Genomic DNA, 16,669 nt, shown 5'->3' with positions numbered 1-16,669 from the left:
CCTCCCCTTGATGGGGAGGGCAGCGCAGCTTGGCGGCTCTGCCGCCTAGCGCAGCTGGGTGGGGCGGGGCGGTAAGATCGGAGCTGTGCTACCGCACCAAAGCCGGCCGCTTCGCGTCAAACGCCCACCCACCGATCAGGTACTGCATCGCCGCCGCATCGTTGCGGCTGCCTGCCGGCAGCGAGCGATACCGGGCATGCGCCGCCTCGAGCTGCGCCTCGTCGATCTCCACCCCGAGGCCTGGCCGTTCCGGCACGGCGACGTGCCCGTCACGGATCAGCGGTGGCTCCACCGTCAGCCGCTGTCCGTCCTGCCAGATCCAGTGCGTGTCGAGCGCAGTGATCGTCCCTGGCGCCGCCGCGCCGACCTGGGTGAACATCGCCAGCGAGATATCGAAATGGTTGTTCGAGTGGCTGCCCCAGGTCAGCCCCCAGCGCTGGCAGAGCTTTGCCACGTCGATCGAGCCGCGCGGCGTCCAGAAATGCGGGTCGGCCAGCGGGATATCGACGCTGCCCAGCGTCATGGCGTGCCCCATCTGCCGCCAGTCGGTGGCGATCATGTTGGTCGCGACCTTCACCCCGGTGCGTAGCCGGAACTCCGCCAGCACCTCGCGTCCGGAAAAGCCGGCCTCGGCGCCGCACGGGTCCTCGGCATAGGCGAGGATCGGCTTCAGCCGGCCCGCGAGCTTCACCGCTTCCTCGAGCGACCACGCCCCGTTCGGATCGACCGTCAGCCGCGCCGCGGGGAAGCGCTCGGCCAGCGCCTCGATCGCCTCGGCTTCGGCCTCGCCGGCCAGCACCCCGCCTTTCAGCTTGAAGTCGCGAAACCCGTAACGCGCCTCCGCCGCCTCGGCGAGCCGGACGACGGCGGCGGGCGTCAGCGCCACCTCGTCGCGCAGCCGGTCCCAATCATCGCCGCGCGTCGCGGCGCGATAGCCGAGCGGCGTTTTGGTGCGGTCCCCGATATAGAACAGGTAGCCCAGCATCTCGACCCGGTCGCGCACCTGGCCGTCGCCGAGCAGCTCGGCCATCGGCACCCCGAGGAACTGTCCCATCAGGTCGAGCAGCGCACATTCGAGTGCTGCAACCGCATGAATGGTGACACGCAGGTCAAAGGTCTGCGCCCCGCGTCCGCCCGCGTCCCGGCTGGCGAAGGTCTCGCCCACCTGCCGCAGCACCGAGCGATAGGCGCCGATCTCGCGTCCGACCACCAGTTCGCGGCTATCCTCCAGCGTTTTGGCGATCGCCTCGCCCCCCGGCACCTCGCCCAGTCCGGTCCGGCCGGCGCTGTCGGTGAGGAGCACGATGTTGCGGGTGAACAATGGTCCATGCGCGCCGCTCAGGTTGAGCAGCATGCTGTCCTCGCCGGCCACGGGCACGACGCGGAGGGCGGTGATGATGGGGGTGGCGGTCACGTTTGCCTCAAGACAAGCTGGTGCGTGGGGCTCCACCCCACCCTTGATCCCTCCCCATCAAGGGGAGGGAGACATTGTGGCGCGGGCCGTGGTTCTCCCTCCCCCTTGTGGGGAGGGATCAAGGGTGGGGGTGGGCAACACGCACCGATCGAGCGAACTACCCCTTCACCGCCCCGACGGTCAGCCCACCGACCAGGAAGCGCTGGGCGTACATGTAGAGCACCGCCACCGGGATCGCAGTCAGCAACGAGGCCGCCATCAGTTCGCCCCAGGGCAGGATGTCGCCCACCACCATCGATTGCAGGCCAATCGGCAAAGTCCTGAGCGATTCCGAGGTGATGAACACGAAGGCGAACAGGAACTCGTTCCATGCGTTGGTGAAGGCGAACAGCGCCACCGACAGCAGTGCCGGCGCCGCCAGCGGCAGGGTGATGCGGATGAAGGCATAGAGCCGGCTCGCCCCGTCGATCATCGCCGCTTCTTCAAGCTCCACCGGGATCGAGCGGAAATAACCGATCAGCACCCAGGTGGCGAAGGGGACGAGGAAGGTTGGGTAGGTGGTCAAGAGCGCGCCATAGCTGTTGATCAACCCAAGGTCGCTCAGCGTCTGGTAGAGCGGGATGAAGATCAGCGTCCCGGGCAGCAGGTAGGTAATCAGGATCGCCGTGGTCAGCAGCCCGGCGCCGAGGAATTTGAGCCGGGTCAGCGCATAGGCGGCGAGCGCCGCGATCGCCACCGAGATGATGGTGCTCAATGCGGCAATCAGGATCGAGTTGCCCAGCCAGTGCAGGAACGGCGAGCCGAACAGCAGCTCCTGGTACTGGTTGAGGGTCGGCGGGTTCGGCCAGAAGATCGATTGCCGCTGGCTGATCTGTGTCGTGGTTTTGAACGAGGTGATCAGCACCCAGTAGAACGGGAACAGGACGAACGCCATGATCGGCAACAGGATCAGGATGCGGATGCCGATCCCCATGCGTTCGCGGCCCTGCGGCTTGAACACCGGCTTTTCGGTCGAACCGGTCATCCGCTTGCGCAGCGCCTTGCCCAGCACCTCGATGCCGCGGTTCAGCATGTCGAACGGCCAGAAGAAGATATCGAGCACGAAGCTGAACAGCCCGCCGAAGAACTTGCCGATGCCGAGCCCCTTCTTCTGCACCCCGGCGGCACGTTCGTCGTGGCGCATGTACTTGGAGAGCAGGTAGATCAGGAACGCCATCAGCGGCGCAACGGAAAGCGCGATGGCGCTGCCGGGGCCGTATTGCAGCGAGCCGATCGCCTTTTCATAGGCAAGGATCGAGTAGAGGCGCGTCGCGCCGCTCGGTCCGCCGCCGGTCATCAGGAAGATCAGCCCGAACTGGTTGAAGGTGGAAATGAAGCTCAGCAGCAGCACCACGAGGATGACGTAGCGCATCCCGGGCAGGGTGATGTAGCGGAAGCGCTGCACCGCATTGGCGCCGTCGACCTCGGCCGATTCATAGAGCTCGGTATCGATCGCCTTGAGCCCGGCCAGCAGCAAGAGGGTGAAGAACGGGATGCCCTTCCAGACGTTCACCGCGATGACGCTCCCCAGCGCGAGGTTCGAGTCCGACAGCCAGCCCAGCGGCTTGTTGATGATGCCGGCGCCCTGCAGGATCGGGTTGAGGCCACCGAACAGCGGATCGTAGATCGACTTCCAGGCCAGCGCCGTGACGATCTCGGGCACGATCCAGGGCAGCAGCATGATCGCCGACATCAGGTTGCGCCATGGCAACTTGGAATGGAGAATCATGGCGATGGTCATGCCGGTGACGAACTTGATGCTGAGCGACCAGAAGGTGAAGTTGATCGTGTTCGAGAGGCTCAGCAGGTAGTCGGAATTGGTGTAGAGCCGCTGATAGTTCTTCAGCCCCACCTGCACCGTGTCGCCGGTGTTGAAATTGAATGTCGTCATCGACATCAGGATGGCGCTGATGAACGGCCAGAAGATCAGGCCGGCCATCAGCAGGACCATTGGCAATACGAACAGATAGGCGATCTTCCAGTCGCGGCCGAGAATTCCTCGCACCCGCCGCGCCACGGACATCGGCCGCATCGTTCGGCCTACCGCCGTATTCACCTGAGCTTGGTCAACCATTATCTGTCCCCTCGAAAGTGCTGCATGGCGAGGCGTCTGGCCTGCGCACCGGAGCCTTGATCCACTGCGTGCAACAGCGCGCCCACTCTGCCTGGGAGTGCGGCCGATGACGCTGTGGCGCTAGAGTGGGGAGGGCGGTCGCACCGCCCTCCCGCGCGGGTCGCATCGCCTTACGGCTGCATGATCCCGCCTTCTTCGAACAGGTCTCGCATCTTCTGGTGCGCATCCTTGACGGCATCGGCGGGCGCCATGCGGCCCGAGATGACGTTGCCGACCGACTGTTCCAGCACGCCCTGGGCGCGGATGGCATCGACACCCGCATTCGGATTGGCCGGCCACGACTGGCCAAGGAACGGATCCTTGACGTCAACCGCCTGCTTGATCGTCGCGAGGTTTGGTTCGGCAGCAAGCAGTTCCGGGGTCCAGAGGTTCTGGTAGGCCGGGGTGAACAGCACGCTGCCCAGTGCCGCGATCTTGCCGAAGTTGGCCGGGTCGAGCAGGTTGAGCGCCAGTTCCTTGGCGAGCGCCGCGTTCGGTGCACCCTTGAACACGGTCATCCAGCCGCCGACATTGCCGCCGTCACGGCTGTCGCCGTTGATCGCCGTCGGCGCCTGCAGCAGCAGCGTGTTCGGATACACCGGGTTGGCGTCACGCTTCGACTGAGCGTAGATCGAGAAGGCGTTCTGCGTGAACCCGATTTGCCCGGCGAGCCAGGCCTCGTTGTTGCCGGTATCGTTCCAGCTCTCGACGCCCGGCGGCAGCATGGCGGCATACTTGCCGTTGCGGTCGTAGGTTTCGCGCAGGAACTCGAAGGCGGCCACCGTCTCCGGCGAGTCGAAGGTAACGACCTGGCCGGTCTCGTCGGTGAAGTGGCCACCGAAGGCCTGCACCGTGGCGATCAGGAAGCCGAAGCCGTCACCGGACTGGTTGGGCGTAAAGCCCCAGCCGTAGAAGTCGGGACCCGAGATGGCGAGCGCCGCTTCGCGGCGGTCGACGATGGTCTTCAGGGAAGCAGGATCGATGCCCTTTTCCTTGAGCTTGTCGCCACGGGCATAATAGCCGGTGGTCGTGCCGATCAGCGGAACGGCCCACCACTTGCCGTCAAGCTGCGCGGTTTTGGCAGCGTTCAGGCCGGGCATGATGTCGCCGTAGAGCTTGACCGCTTCGTCGACCACGTCGGTCACATCCTCGACCAGGTCGAGCAGGTGCAGTTGCGAGATCGAGACGTTGGATGTGTAGGCGAAATCCGGCGGGTTGCCGGCTTTCACCGCCGCCGTCATCTTTCCCATGAAATCGCCGAATGACTCGGGGTTCGTGGTCGAGATGTCGAGCTGGACTCCCTTGCCGTCGGCAAAGGCCTGCACTGTGTCGCGGAACGCCGTCTGGGCCGCCTCGAAATACTCGGTGCGGTGAATGACGGTGAGCTTTCCCGAACCGCCGACCGGCAGCGGTGCGTCCGGCTTGGGTGCTGCGGCGTCCTGCGCAAAAACCGGAAGGCCGCTCCCCGCGGCGATAAGTCCGGCGCCGGTAGCAACGGTCCCCCTAAGGACGTCGCGACGGCTCAACTTCTTGATAGTCATCGTAGTTTCTCCTCCTCGTCGTTGGGCAGTCTCTCCTAGTCACGGCTCGTTGGTGGCTCTCGTGTCCACCTTGTATGACAACACGTGCAGCATTGAACAGATTTCGCTCTGCTGCAACACGTACCTCACGGTTCGGCTGTCCAGCCCTTGCAGGCCCCCCGTCCATTGCCTACCTTGTGCACAGGCATCGTGCCCGGCAAGAGGCCCGGCGCCCGCCTGTTTCCGCAACACCAGGACAAGAGCATGGATATCGATCCGACCTTGCGGTCAGTCGTGGCCGTCCGATCCACCATCCCCGACGACGCCTTCACCGCGGCCGGCCTCGGCACACTGCGCGAAGGCAGCGGCGTAGTGATCCGCGAGAACGGCCTGGTGCTGACCATCGGCTATCTGATCACCGAAGCCGAAGAGGTGTGGTTGACCACCAGCGACGGCCGCGTCGTCGCCGCTCATGCCCTCGCCTATGACCAGGAAACCGGTTTCGGCCTGGTGCAGGCGCTTGGGCCCCTCGACCTGCCGGCGCTGGAACTTGGTAATTCTGCCGACGCCCAGTTGGGCGATGCCGTGGTCTTCGCCGACGGCACCGGTCGTTCCATTCGCGCCACTATCGTCGCCAAGCAGGAATTCGCCGGCTACTGGGAGTACCTGCTCGACGAAGCCATCTTCACCGCCCCGGCGCATCCTTCGTGGGGCGGCGCGGCGCTGATCGGTGCCGACGGCAAGCTGCTCGGGGTCGGTTCGCTCCGCCTGCAGATGATGCGGGCCGGCGAGACCGCCGACATCAATATGGTGGTCCCCATCGATCTGCTCCGCCCCATCCTCGATGACCTGCTCACCCGCGGCGAGGCCAACCGCCCGCCGCGTCCGTGGCTGGGCGTATTCTCCGCCGAGAGCGACGGTGAAGTGGTGGTGATGAGTGTCGCCGATGGCGGCCCGGCCGCGCAGGCGGGGCTGCGCCAGGGCGATGTGATCTCCGACGTGCGCGACAGCGAGGTCGAAAGCCTCGCCGATTTCTATCGCAAGGTCTGGAGCAGCGGCCCGGCCGGCGCCGAGTTCCCGATGCGTGTCGTCCGCGACGGCCGCGACACCTGGGTCCGCATCAAATCCGCCGACCGCAACAGCTTCCTGCGCAAACCCCACCTGCAGTGAGGGCATTTGCGGACGCAGGCAGCCACGTCCCTTCTCCCCTGAGGGGAGAAGGTGGCGCGAAGCGCCGGATGAGGGGTGAAGCGGTGCCACCTGCTGGACGGGCGAGCATGCTGAGAAGCTGAACCCCTCACCCTAGTTCCGCTACGGACCTCACGGTCCTAGCTGCACCAGCCTCTCCCCTCAGGGGAGAGGGGACGGCTGCCTCGACATTTCGGCGAAGGGCCGGCCACTTACGCGGCCAGCCCCCAAAGCTCAGTTGATGGTCGGTAGCTCAATCCGTGGCCGCAGCGGCTGCAGTTCGAGCACCGGAGCCTGGCAAGCCCCCGGCTTGCCAGTCGTGGGCGGGATGCAGACGCATTGACCGCGGCGCAGGCGGCTGTCGTCCGGGCAGGCCGGGGTCTGTTCCTCGACGATATCCGGCCGGCAGTTGCCGGGCTCGCCGCTGGTGCCGGGCAGGCAGACGCACTGACCGCGGCGCAGGCGGCTATCGTCGGGGCAGCTCGGCTCCTCGATCACCTCGGGCCGGCAATTGCCCGGCTTGCCGAGCGTGCCCGGCAGGCAGACGCATTCGCCGCGGCGCAGGCGGCTGTCATCCGGGCAGCTCGGCTCCTCGATCACCTCGGGCCGGCAATTGCCGGGCTTGCCGAGCGTCCCCGGCAGGCAGACGCATTCGCCACGGCGCAGCCGGCTATCGTCCGGGCAGGTCGGTTCTTCCACCACGTCCGGCCGGCAATTGCCCGGCTTGCCGTGGGTGTCCGGCAGGCAGACGCATTCACCGCGACGCAGGCGGCTGTCGTCGGGGCAGACCGGCTCCTCGACCACATCAGGCCGGCACTTGCCGGGGTTGCCATGCGTGCCGGGCTTGCAGACGCACTCGCCATTGACCAGCCGGCTGTCGCGGAAGTCGCAGCTTGGCGTCGACTGGTTGGGTTCGCACTCGCCCGGATCGCCATGGGTCCCCTTGTCGCAGACGCAGGCGCCGCTATCGGTCAGGTGACTGTCGGCGGGGCACTTCGGCGCCGTCGGGCGCGGCGTGGCGCATTGCTTGCCGTTCCACTGCGTGCCCGCTTCGCAGCAGTCGCCATTCGGCATCACCTGCTTGACCGGGCATTGCTCGGGCTCGGGCTCCGCGCCCGGCCGGCAGACGCTGGCCGGCAGCTGGGCTGCGGCCGAGGCGGTGTACTGCACCCCCTCGTCGCTGTGCAGCACGGCGGCCGAGATCGACGCATTCACCGTGTTGACGATATTGCACTGACCCGCCACCGCCACATCGGTCGGGATGTGGATGGTGATGGTCATCTCGGTGTATTTGCCCACCGGGATGGTCTTGAACGTCGACGAGCAGTGCATGTCGTTGTCGGTCGTCGGCACGCACGTCCAGTTGCTGGAGGACACGAAGCTCGTACCGTCCGGCAGCAATTCGTCGACTTCGACCGTACCGATATAGGGGTCGGGTCCGGTCGACGTGGCCCTGACGGTGAAGGTCGCGTCGTAGCCGTCACCGGCCTTGACGGTCTTGATCGCGGTCTTGGTCAGCTTGAGGCTCGGCGGGTCGCAATACACCGCGACCGGGCCAGGCCCCAGATTGATGAACAGTTGCGGCACCTTCTGGGTGGCCTGGGCGAGGTAGCCCGGGTCGCCGCCGGAAGCCGGATTGGTGATCAGCACAGTGTTGATCACGTTGCAGTCGGCCAGCGTCACGCTGTTGGGGTTGACGTGCGACGTCGCCTGGAAGGTCCAGTTCGACAGCGAAGGCAACGCCGCCGGACGGGTGCAGAGCCACTGATCGACCCCCGAAGGAACGCACGCGGCGCCCGAGAAGGTCGTGGGCTTGTCGTTGAAATCCTTGACCTGGATCGGTCCCGGCTGCGGGCCACCGCCATAGTTGAACACGGTGATGTCGAAATCGCAGAGCCAGTCCTCGCTGGATGGATCCGACGCACAGCCGGTGGCGGTCTTTTGGATGTTGAGCTTGGGCAGGCCCGGCGCGATGCAGGCAGGATTGGGCAGCGCCTGGCCGACCGTGTCCGAGTCGTTGCCACCGGGATTCTGTGGTGAACCCGGGTTCGGCGCCAGGATCGACAGGTTGTTGGTCACCGAGCAGACGCCCGGCCCATCCGGAATGAAGGTGTGGAACGGCACGACGATCGGCGTTCCCGGATTGACCCCCACCGCTCCCGGCGGCGTACAGGTGGTGACCGCCGCCCCGGTGCAGAATGGGTACATCAGGGTGAGGAAGTTGGTGGTCACCCCCGCCGAGCTGTCAACGAAGGACAGCGGCCCCAGATAGGGCGTGGTGCCGACATTGCTGATCGTCATCCGCCATTGGCAGAGATAGCCATTCACCCCGTAGAAGAAGGGCGAACAGCCGAGCGCCGTCTTCTGCATCTTGAGGTCGGTATCGAGCGCCGGTCCGGCACAGGCCGGATCCGGGATCGGCGCGGTGACCGCGTCGAAGTCGTTGCCGGCGACGAGGTTGGTCGGCGAGCCCCCGGCGGGCGCGCTGATATTGGCCTTGTTGTCGAGGCCGCAAAGCGCCGGCAGGATGCCCTTGGGGACATGCGAGGTCACGAGGAACCCCGAGGTCCAGCCGGGCGGCACGTTGACCGGTGGCGCGACGATATTGCAGGTCAGCACCGGGCCGGCCTGGACGCAGGCCCAGGGGCCCAGCGTCGTTGCCGGAGCGTTGATACCGAGCGTGTCGGTGACGGTGATCGGCCCGGAATAATTGCCCGGCCCGGCATTCTGCACCAGCACCACGTACGAGCAGTTCCAGGTCGCGCCGGCGTCGGCGCAACTCGGCGCGGCGATCTTTTCGAGCAGCAGGTCGCTGCCGGGTGCCGCAAAGCAACCGGGCGCCTTGATGCCCGCCACGCCGATGTTGAAATCGTCGCTCGGATCGTCGTCATTGCCCCAGAACCAGTCGAGTTCGGCTGCGTTGGCGAGGTGGCAATAGTTCACCAGCGCCTTGGGCAGCTTCACCACCTCGTGCAGCACCACCCCGTCGCCGGGATAGAGCAGCACCGGGCCGGTGACGCACTGATAGGCGGTCGGTCCGGTCGGGCCGCACGACCATGGCGGCTGCGGCCAGAAGCTCATGCTGGCGCCCGGATTGTTGGCCGGCAGGTGATCGTTGACCACCACCGGACCCCAATAGGGCACGCTGCCGGTGTTCTCGACCCGGATGGTGAAGTTGCACCACCAGTTGGCGCCGCCATCGACGCAGAAGAACGGCTTGGCCCATTTTTCCAGCGTCAGATTGCTGTACTCGGGCTCGTCGGGTTCATCGGGTTCGTCCTCGTCCGGCTCATAGCTCGGCGGCAGGTAATCCGGCGGCGGGAAGGCCGGCGGCGGGACGTAGGTAGCCGGTGCGCTCTCGCACACCTGCCAGATGGTGACCGCGCCGACATGGCCCTGCGCCGTCGCCTGGTCATCATCGGTATTGCCGTCATAGTCGGCAAAGAAGGCCAGCGTCGGCGGCTCGTTCTGCGGCCGCACCAGCGCCGCGGCATTGCCCTGCAGGCCATGCACCTGGGTCGGCGGATCGAGCGGCGCATCGACGTTCAGATTGTCGCGCAAGGCATCGCCGGTCGACCACAGATAGGCGCTGCAGGCGCCGCTGAGCGTGCCGGCCTCGTCGTCGAAATCCGGGCCGAGCGCGATGCCGCCCGAGGCGTTGCTGCCTTCCGGCGCCATGCCGATGGCGTAGCTCTGGGGTGTCTCCACCCAAGTGCCCGGCGTCGTCGGGTCGTCCGGGAACTCGCGCTCGTAGCGCACCACCGACGAGGTCAGCGGCGTGGCAAACACCGAATAGTCATAGCTCCCCACCGGCGCGCCGCGCTGCGCGAGGAGCATCCGGCCCTGCGGGTCGAAGACGATGCTGGCGATCTCGTTGCTGGAGGGCAGGTCGGCAATATCGAGTTCCCAGCGTGCCGTGCCGAAGCTGCCGTCGGCATTGATGCGCACCGACCAGATCTGCGCGGCGACGGCGTAGAACAGCCGCCCGCCATTGACCGCGAGGCCGAACACCTTGCGCTCCGGCTGGGTGAAGCCCCAGGTCGCCGGATCCTCGCTGTTGAACGCCGGATCGGTGACCGACATGGTGCTGCCGTCGTCGGCGACGGGTTCGAGCTCGTGCGTCGGTCGTCCGGCGACGCCATGGTCGAAGGTGTCGATGATGACGCCGTCCGCCGCCAGCCGGTAGACGAGGCCGGTATCGAGATCGGAAACGAAGAACTGCGCGCTGGCCGGGTCGAACACCAGGTTGCCCAGCCCCGCGCCGCTATTGGCCGCGATGGTGGTGAACAGCGAGATCTCTCCGGTGCTGCCATCGACTTTCCAGATCGAGCCGGGATAGCCCGCCGTCCCGCCGGCCGTGCCCCACTGGCCCGCCATGAAGCTCGCCTCGGGCGCGCCGAGCTTGCTGCGTACCGGATTGCCATCGGCATCCGGCACGACGATGTTGAGCCCGAAGGCCGAGGTGGCCGCGAGATAGATATTCGGCGCTGCGGCGCCGCTGAACTCGGGAGCATCGTCGAGCGCCACCCCGAAGGTCTGCCCGACATCGGCTGCGGTTGCCGAGAATACCGGTTCGGCCGGGATCAGCTGACCGGTCGGCGGTCCATCCGGCTGCAGCTGCTGGATCACCATCGACGCGCCGGCCGGATCGATGAAGGTGTAGTCGAGCGGCTCGCCGCTGGCCGGGGGTGTCGCCGGCGGCACCACGCCCGAGAAGCCGGTGACGACAGGCTCGCCGGGAGCAAAGATCGCCTCGTCCGCCGCCAGGGCGAACGATGTCAGGAGTACCGTGGAAGCAATAACAGTCGCGACAAGTGCGCCGACGAACTGACCCGGGGTCCGCAGACCGAAATACGACGCCATGGCCTCTCCTCGCCATTAACGCCCCTAAGCTCACGCGTCCCCTTCGCGTGCACTCCGCATAAGTACAATACCACGCCACCACGCTGTCGGCACTGCTAATCTTGTGCCGGCGGCAACGATGCTGCCGCCGGCCTTCGGATGACTTTCAACCGCGATGACTTTTGAAGATCTTCAGCGCCACCACCGCCGCAGCGAGCGCAATGGCGAGGCCCATTGCGGGGTGCAGCATTGAGGACATGCTGGCCTCGGGATCAGTGCGCAGCAGGTACTGCACGAACGGGATGGCGTAGAGCAGGGCGGTGAGCCCGCTCCACCAGCGCAGCGCCCGGACCCGCCTGTCGCTCCAGGTGCCCCAGAGCAGCAGCGCAATCGGCACCGCGGCGATGAAGGCCCAGCCGGTCAGCACCAGCACGGGGGCGACGATGGCCGACCAGGTGACGTAGCGCGGCGCAAGCTTCTGCGACTTGTCCTGGCCCGGGGCGGTGAGGTTATCGGTGGTCATATCAGCTACTCCTTGGGTTAGGGGAAGGGCACCGGCGCGGCGTCGCGCCGGCGCCGGGTGTCACTTGCGGGTGGCGAAGGCGGCGATCAGCGCAGCCAGCAGCGCCAGCCCGGCGGCGCCGAGATAGGCGGCCGAGTAGCCACGGGCGAGCGCGGTGATCTCGTCTGCACCACCGGCGCTGAGGCTGCTGGTCAGCGTCGTCGCCAGTGTGAACAGCACGGCGAGGCCCAGGGCGCCGCCAATCTGCTGGCTGGTGTTGACCAGCCCGCTGGCGAGCCCGCTATCAGCTTCGCTGACGCCCTGCACCGCGAGTTCGGTGCCGGCGATGAACGCGCCGCCCAGACCGGCGCCGATGATGATCGTCGGACCCAGCAGGTGGAGCACGAAATCCGCCCCGACCGGCGCCAGCGCCAGCCAGACGAGGCCGATTGCGAGACCGACCAGCGACACCGCCAGCGTCCGCGCCGAGCCGGCCTTCGCCATCACCGGCGGCAACACCCCGGCCGTGACGATCAGCGCCAGCGCTAGCGGCACCTGGGTCAGGCCGGTCAGCATCGCGTCATAGCCGAGGACGTTCTGCATATGCAGCGACAGGACGAAGAACAGCCCGACCACCGCGCCGCCGATCAGCAGCACCACCAGGTTTCCCAGCGTCACCGCCCGGTTGGCAAAGATCGCGAACGACACCAGCGGGTCGCGCGAGCGGAGCTCGATCACGGTGAACAGCCCGAGCAGCACCACGCCGGCTGCCCCGAGGCCGAGCGTCACCGGCGACAGGAAGCCGACCTCGAGCACCATCGAGAACGCCGCCACCAGCGCCACCACGCCGAGCGTGATGGTGATGGCGCCCCAGAGGTCGAGACGCGCCTGGCTCTGCGCCACGTCGCGGCTCAGCAGTGAGGGGATCGCGGCGAGCACCACGAGGCCCACCGGCACGTTGATGAAGAAGATCGCCGACCAGCCGATGCTGGCCGTCAGCACGCCACCGAGCAGCACCCCGGCAACACTGCCGAGCCCCGCCACCGCGCCCCAGATGCCGAGCGCCTTGGCCCGGCCGTCGGTCACCGGGAACAGCTGCATCAGCAAGGCCAGCGCCGCCGGCGCGAGGAGCGCCGCCGAGGCGCCCTGGATAGCGCGGGCCATCAGTAGCATCGGCCCGTTGATCGACAGCCCAGCCAGCAGCGACGCTGCGATGAAGCCGGACACCCCGGCGAGGAACACCCTGCGGTGCCCATAACGATCGGCCAGCCGCCCGCCCAGCATCAGCAGCCCGCCGAACGGCAGCACATAGGCGGTGATCACCCAGGTGAGGAGGTTGTGGTCGAGCCCCAACCCGGCCCCGAGGCTGGGCAGTGCGATGTTGACGATCGAGGCATCCAGCACCACGAGGAACTGCGCCAGCGCCAGGATGGTGAGGGCCAGCCAGCGATTGCGGCTGCGCTCGGTCGGTGGTGCTGCCTCGGCAGCGGTTGCGATCACGGTGGTCATTGCTGTTCTCCCATATCAATAGAGTGACTAGTCACTCACCAGTTGGTTTCAAGAAATGGCGCCTTTGTTCCCGCGCTTGAGCGGGTGAGGGCGCCACGATGGACGTCGTCATAAATCGCCGGGGGGGATGCCCCGGCCGGATCAGATCGCCGGCACGTGCCGGATGCCGCGCGCCACCAGGCGGGCCCAGTCCTCACCGAGCTCGTCGATATCGGTGGTGGTGATCAGGTGGCAGAGCTGGCCGAAGGCGATGAAGCGTTGCACGGCTTCGTCGCTGGCGCCGGTGCGCTGCTTCACATAGGTGACGATCCGCTTGAGCCCAGCCCGCATCGTGGCGCGGATCGCGGGAACATCCGAGGCACTTTGCGCATGCACCTGGATCATCAGGATGCTGCGGTCGGCAATCAGGCTCGCATAGCCGTCGCCCATCGCATAAAGGATCGCATCGGCATCGCCGTTGCTGACCGTCTGGGCGCTCTTTTCCAGCGTCTCTTCAATCCGCGTGAAACAGCGCTCCACCGCCGCGATGAACAGCTCTTCCTTGGTGGGGAACAGTTTGAACACATAGGCTTGGCTGATCCCGGCCCGGACAGCGACCGCCGTCACCGGCGTCGCCTGAAACCCCGCATCGGCAAACGCCACCAGCGCCGCCTCGACAATGGCTTCTCTTCGGGTGTCCGCATCGGACAGGTTGGTGCGCGTGTGCTTCATGGTGAGTGAGTGAATACTCACTTGCACTAAGCATGTCAATGGCCAAACAATCTCCGAGCCCTTGGCATCGAAACCGCCCCTCCGGCCGTTTGGCCATCTCAACGAGGGTGCCCCCATGTCCAGCAACGACATCGCCGACCGCCTCAACCACTTCGGCAGGAACATCGAACGATGGCGCACCGAAGCGGCGCGCCTGACCCTGCTCGCCGCCCAGGCCCGGGAGCAGAAGCCCGACGAAGCGCAACTGATCCATCTCGAAGAGACGGCAACAGCCGTCTACACCGACATCACCGAGTTTCAGCGCACCGTCGAGGAAATCGCCACCACCAGCCCCGCTGCCGCCGCTGAACTCGCCCCGGTCGGCGACGCCATCCACCTGGTGCTGCTGGAGATCACCGAACTCGGGATCAAGCTCTACAGCTCTCGCACCGAGCTGCCTGAGGTGACGTGAGGGCAGCGCATCGGCGAGCGCACCGCGCTCGCGACCTGTCGCTGGAATGCTGGTCAAGGGCTCCGGTCGCCGACCGTCTCACCCCTTGGAAATCTCCGCCAAGATCCCCTTGGTCAAACTCCCCGTCGCTGGGTAGAGCGGGATCAGACACGCCTGCAGCGCATGGTAGATGTCGCCCTTGCCGCCGAACAGCGTGTAGCTCGGCTGCAGGTCTTCGGTCAGCTGCTCGTGCCAGCCGCCATTGGCTTCGTCGATGAATGAACTGGCGATCACGTCCCAGATGTGGCGATACCACTCCTCGTGGAAGGCGCTCGGCCGGTGCTCGCAGAGGAACGCCGCGGCGCCAACCCCTTCGGAGGCCGGCCACCAGAGCTTGTCGCGCATGTCCGGCTTGTCGTTCCAGTCGAGGTTGTAGAAGAACCCGCCCTTAGCCTTGTCCCAGCCGAGTGCGATCGACTGGGCAAACAGAGCTTCGGCCGCATCAGGCATCCAGGCGTGCTTTTTGCCGCCCAGCGCCCACAGCTGCAGCACCAGGCGCGACCATTCCAGCCAGTGGCCGGGCGTGGTGCCGGGCGGACGGAACATCTGGTCGCCGAGATAGCCCTTGTCGACCTGCCAGTTGCCATCGAAGTGCTCGGCGACGCGAAAACCGTTCTCGCCGGCCTTGCGCCGGATGATCAGGTCGGCGATGCGCTCGGCCTTGTCGAGATAGCGACGCTCGCCGGTGGCCTCGAACGCTGCCATCAACGCCTCGGTCAGGTGCATATTGGAGTTCTGCCCATGATAGGGGGCGATCACCGACCAGTCGGCGTTGAACTCTTCGGCAATGGCGCCGTGCTGCTCTTCCCAGAATTTGGTCTCGAGGATCTCGGTCACATCGGCCAGCATCTTGTCGGCCAGGGGGTGCCCGACCAGCTTGGCGCTCGACGAGGCCAGCAGCACGAAGGCATGGCCGTAGCCTTGCTTCCGCCCATCGCGCGGCCCGTTATCGTCCACCGTCCAGAAATAGCCGCCGGCCTTAGTATCGCGATGCCGCTCCCACAGGAACTTCATGCCGTGGTCGACGATCAGGTCCGAGCCCGGCCGGCCGAGCAGGCTGCCGATGGCGAAGCAGTGCACCATGCGCGCCGTCGAGTGGATGCCGCGCACCGGATTGGCGGCGTTCAGCGGCTTGCCGATCGGATCGAGGTCGAAGAACCCGCCCTTCGGGTTGAAGGCCCGATTCTGGAAGAACCCGAACAGCGCGTCGGCCTGCTCCAAGAGCCAGCGCCGATGATAGCTACGGTTGCGCCAGGGTTGGGTGGTCGTCGCCGGCATATCTAGCTCCCTCGGTTTTGGTGAGCCAGTTCTACCCAGCGGGCAGCGCAGCGTCGAGGGCTACCATACGAGCATCAGGCCTCGAGCCGCGCCCGGATCGCCGCCTTGGTCGCGTCGTCGGCGAAAGCCCGCCCGATTGCCGCGAGGTTGGCCGCCCGGAACCGTACTGCGTCCCAGCCGAACACCTGCTGCAGCCGGCCATACTCCTCGGTGAGCGTCAGATCGGTCGGCCCGCGGGCATCGGTATTGATCCCCACCGACACGCCGCGCCGCATCAGCTTGTCCACCGGGTGATCTTCATAGCGGTCGAACACATCGATCTGGATGTTGCAGGACGGGCAGACCTCGAGATGCACGTCGCGCTCCAGCAGCAGCGCGATCACCGCGTCATCCTCGATCGAGCGCACCCCGTGCCCGACGCGCCGTACGCCCAACTGCTCCACCACTTCGCGCACCTTCTCGGCGCCGCCCGCCTCGCCGGCATGTGCGGTGACGTTGAGCCCGCGCTCGGCGGCCTTGCGAAATACCGGGATGTGCTCGCCGAGCCCATACCCGGTCTCGTCGCCGGCGAGGTCGACACCGCCGACCCCTTGCGCCCGGTAGGTTTCGGCGATCCGCACCAGGTCGAGGCCCTGGGCCGTATCGTCGGGCCGGAGCGTACAGAGGATCAGCCGGGCTTCGACCGGATAGCTCTTTCGACCCTCGGCCAGCGCCGCCAGCACCGTCTCCACCACTTCGTCGGTGGTGAGCCCTGTCTGCCGATGCAGCTGCGGCGCGAAGCGGATTTCGGCATAGACCACGCTATCCTCGGCCAACTGGCGCAGCAGGTCGATGGTCGCCACGGTCAGCGCCCGGCGGCTCTGCAGCAGCGCCAGCGGCGGCGCCAGGTAGCGGAAATAATCTACGAGGTTGACGCATTTGCGCGGCGCGAGGAACTCGGCACGATAGCGCTCCGGCGTCACATCAGGATCGAGTGCGTTCACCGAGGCAAAGCTCATCGAGCAATCGAGATGCAGGTGCAGCTCGACCTTGGGAAACGCCCTGAGTTCGTCGCGAGTCATCA

11 protein-coding genes are annotated in these 16,669 nt (G+C 66.4%); 2 read left to right on the top strand and 9 right to left on the bottom strand.

Going from position 1 to position 16,669, the window contains the following annotated elements; all coding sequences use genetic code 11:
* Positions 1-88 precede the first annotated feature (88 nt).
* The 3 genes from ACSQ23_RS03145 to ACSQ23_RS03135 form a co-directional block, all read right to left on the bottom strand.
* A complete protein-coding gene (locus ACSQ23_RS03145) occupies positions 89-1,354 on the bottom strand; it encodes an enolase C-terminal domain-like protein (protein WP_436090560.1) in 1,266 nt (421 codons plus the stop codon).
* A gap of 217 nt (positions 1,355-1,571) precedes the next feature.
* Positions 1,572-3,527, bottom strand: a complete 1,956-nt coding sequence (locus ACSQ23_RS03140; protein ID WP_436089678.1) for an ABC transporter permease — start codon at positions 3,525-3,527, stop codon at positions 1,572-1,574.
* Between the two features lie 170 nt (positions 3,528-3,697).
* Positions 3,698-5,107 (bottom strand): ABC transporter substrate-binding protein, encoded by a 1,410-nt coding sequence (locus ACSQ23_RS03135; protein WP_055876441.1) that lies wholly within the window; start codon positions 5,105-5,107, stop codon positions 3,698-3,700.
* Between the two features lie 243 nt (positions 5,108-5,350).
* Here ACSQ23_RS03135 and ACSQ23_RS03130 point away from each other — a divergent pair, with 243 nt between their 5' ends.
* The gene (locus ACSQ23_RS03130) at positions 5,351-6,256 is read left to right on the top strand and encodes a S1C family serine protease (protein WP_055876443.1); all 906 of its coding nucleotides are present in this window, start codon (positions 5,351-5,353) and stop codon (positions 6,254-6,256) included.
* A gap of 252 nt (positions 6,257-6,508) precedes the next feature.
* On the opposite strand, the gene ACSQ23_RS03125 is transcribed toward ACSQ23_RS03130, so the two are convergent.
* The 4 genes from ACSQ23_RS03125 to ACSQ23_RS03110 all read right to left on the bottom strand — a co-directional run bounded on the left by ACSQ23_RS03125 (position 6,509) and on the right by ACSQ23_RS03110 (position 13,859).
* Complete coding sequence (locus ACSQ23_RS03125) at positions 6,509-11,137, bottom strand: hypothetical protein (RefSeq protein ID WP_436089677.1); 4,629 nt, start codon at positions 11,135-11,137, stop codon at positions 6,509-6,511.
* Positions 11,138-11,282: 145 nt separating this feature from the next.
* Positions 11,283-11,639 carry a hypothetical protein gene (locus tag ACSQ23_RS03120; RefSeq protein WP_055879970.1) on the bottom strand — a complete coding sequence of 119 codons (357 nt, stop codon included), beginning with the start codon at positions 11,637-11,639 and terminating at the stop codon, positions 11,283-11,285.
* Positions 11,640-11,699: 60 nt separating this feature from the next.
* Positions 11,700-13,127, bottom strand: a complete 1,428-nt coding sequence (locus tag ACSQ23_RS03115; RefSeq protein WP_055879967.1) for a DHA2 family efflux MFS transporter permease subunit — start codon at positions 13,125-13,127, stop codon at positions 11,700-11,702.
* A gap of 141 nt (positions 13,128-13,268) precedes the next feature.
* A complete protein-coding gene (locus ACSQ23_RS03110; RefSeq protein WP_436089676.1) occupies positions 13,269-13,859 on the bottom strand; it encodes a TetR/AcrR family transcriptional regulator in 591 nt (196 codons plus the stop codon).
* 94 nt (positions 13,860-13,953) lie between these two features.
* On the opposite strand from ACSQ23_RS03110, the gene ACSQ23_RS03105 reads away from it, so the two are divergent.
* Positions 13,954-14,289, top strand: coding sequence for a hypothetical protein (locus ACSQ23_RS03105; protein ID WP_055879963.1), 336 nt, complete (start codon positions 13,954-13,956; stop codon positions 14,287-14,289).
* Between the two features lie 78 nt (positions 14,290-14,367).
* Here ACSQ23_RS03105 and ACSQ23_RS03100 read toward each other — a convergent pair whose 3' ends face one another.
* Both ACSQ23_RS03100 and add read right to left on the bottom strand, forming a co-directional pair.
* A complete protein-coding gene (locus tag ACSQ23_RS03100) occupies positions 14,368-15,606 on the bottom strand; it encodes an AGE family epimerase/isomerase (RefSeq protein ID WP_436089675.1) in 1,239 nt (412 codons plus the stop codon).
* Positions 15,607-15,680: 74 nt separating this feature from the next.
* Positions 15,681-16,667, bottom strand: coding sequence for an adenosine deaminase (add, locus tag ACSQ23_RS03095; protein ID WP_436089674.1), 987 nt, complete (start codon positions 16,665-16,667; stop codon positions 15,681-15,683).
* Between the last annotated feature and the right edge of the window lie 2 nt (positions 16,668-16,669).

It is taken from the genome of Devosia sp. LjRoot16 (assembly GCF_964252795.1).
Classification (GTDB): domain Bacteria; phylum Pseudomonadota; class Alphaproteobacteria; order Rhizobiales; family Devosiaceae; genus Devosia_A.
This window is presented reverse-complemented; position numbering and strand designations above follow the sequence as displayed.

Coding starts and splice junctions, on each gene's coding strand:
- ACSQ23_RS03145 (WP_436090560.1), bottom strand. CDS start 1,354: ATGCTGCTCAACCTGAGCGGCGCGCATGGACCATTGTTCACCCGCAAC.
- ACSQ23_RS03140 (WP_436089678.1), bottom strand. CDS start 3,527: ATGGTTGACCAAGCTCAGGTGAATACGGCGGTAGGCCGAACGATGCGG.
- ACSQ23_RS03135 (WP_055876441.1), bottom strand. CDS start 5,107: ATGACTATCAAGAAGTTGAGCCGTCGCGACGTCCTTAGGGGGACCGTT.
- ACSQ23_RS03130 (WP_055876443.1), top strand. CDS start 5,351: ATGGATATCGATCCGACCTTGCGGTCAGTCGTGGCCGTCCGATCCACC.
- ACSQ23_RS03125 (WP_436089677.1), bottom strand. CDS start 11,137: ATGGCGTCGTATTTCGGTCTGCGGACCCCGGGTCAGTTCGTCGGCGCA.
- ACSQ23_RS03120 (WP_055879970.1), bottom strand. CDS start 11,639: ATGACCACCGATAACCTCACCGCCCCGGGCCAGGACAAGTCGCAGAAG.
- ACSQ23_RS03115 (WP_055879967.1), bottom strand. CDS start 13,127: ATGACCACCGTGATCGCAACCGCTGCCGAGGCAGCACCACCGACCGAG.
- ACSQ23_RS03105 (WP_055879963.1), top strand. CDS start 13,954: ATGTCCAGCAACGACATCGCCGACCGCCTCAACCACTTCGGCAGGAAC.
- ACSQ23_RS03100 (WP_436089675.1), bottom strand. CDS start 15,606: ATGCCGGCGACGACCACCCAACCCTGGCGCAACCGTAGCTATCATCGG.
- add (WP_436089674.1), bottom strand. CDS start 16,667: ATGACTCGCGACGAACTCAGGGCGTTTCCCAAGGTCGAGCTGCACCTG.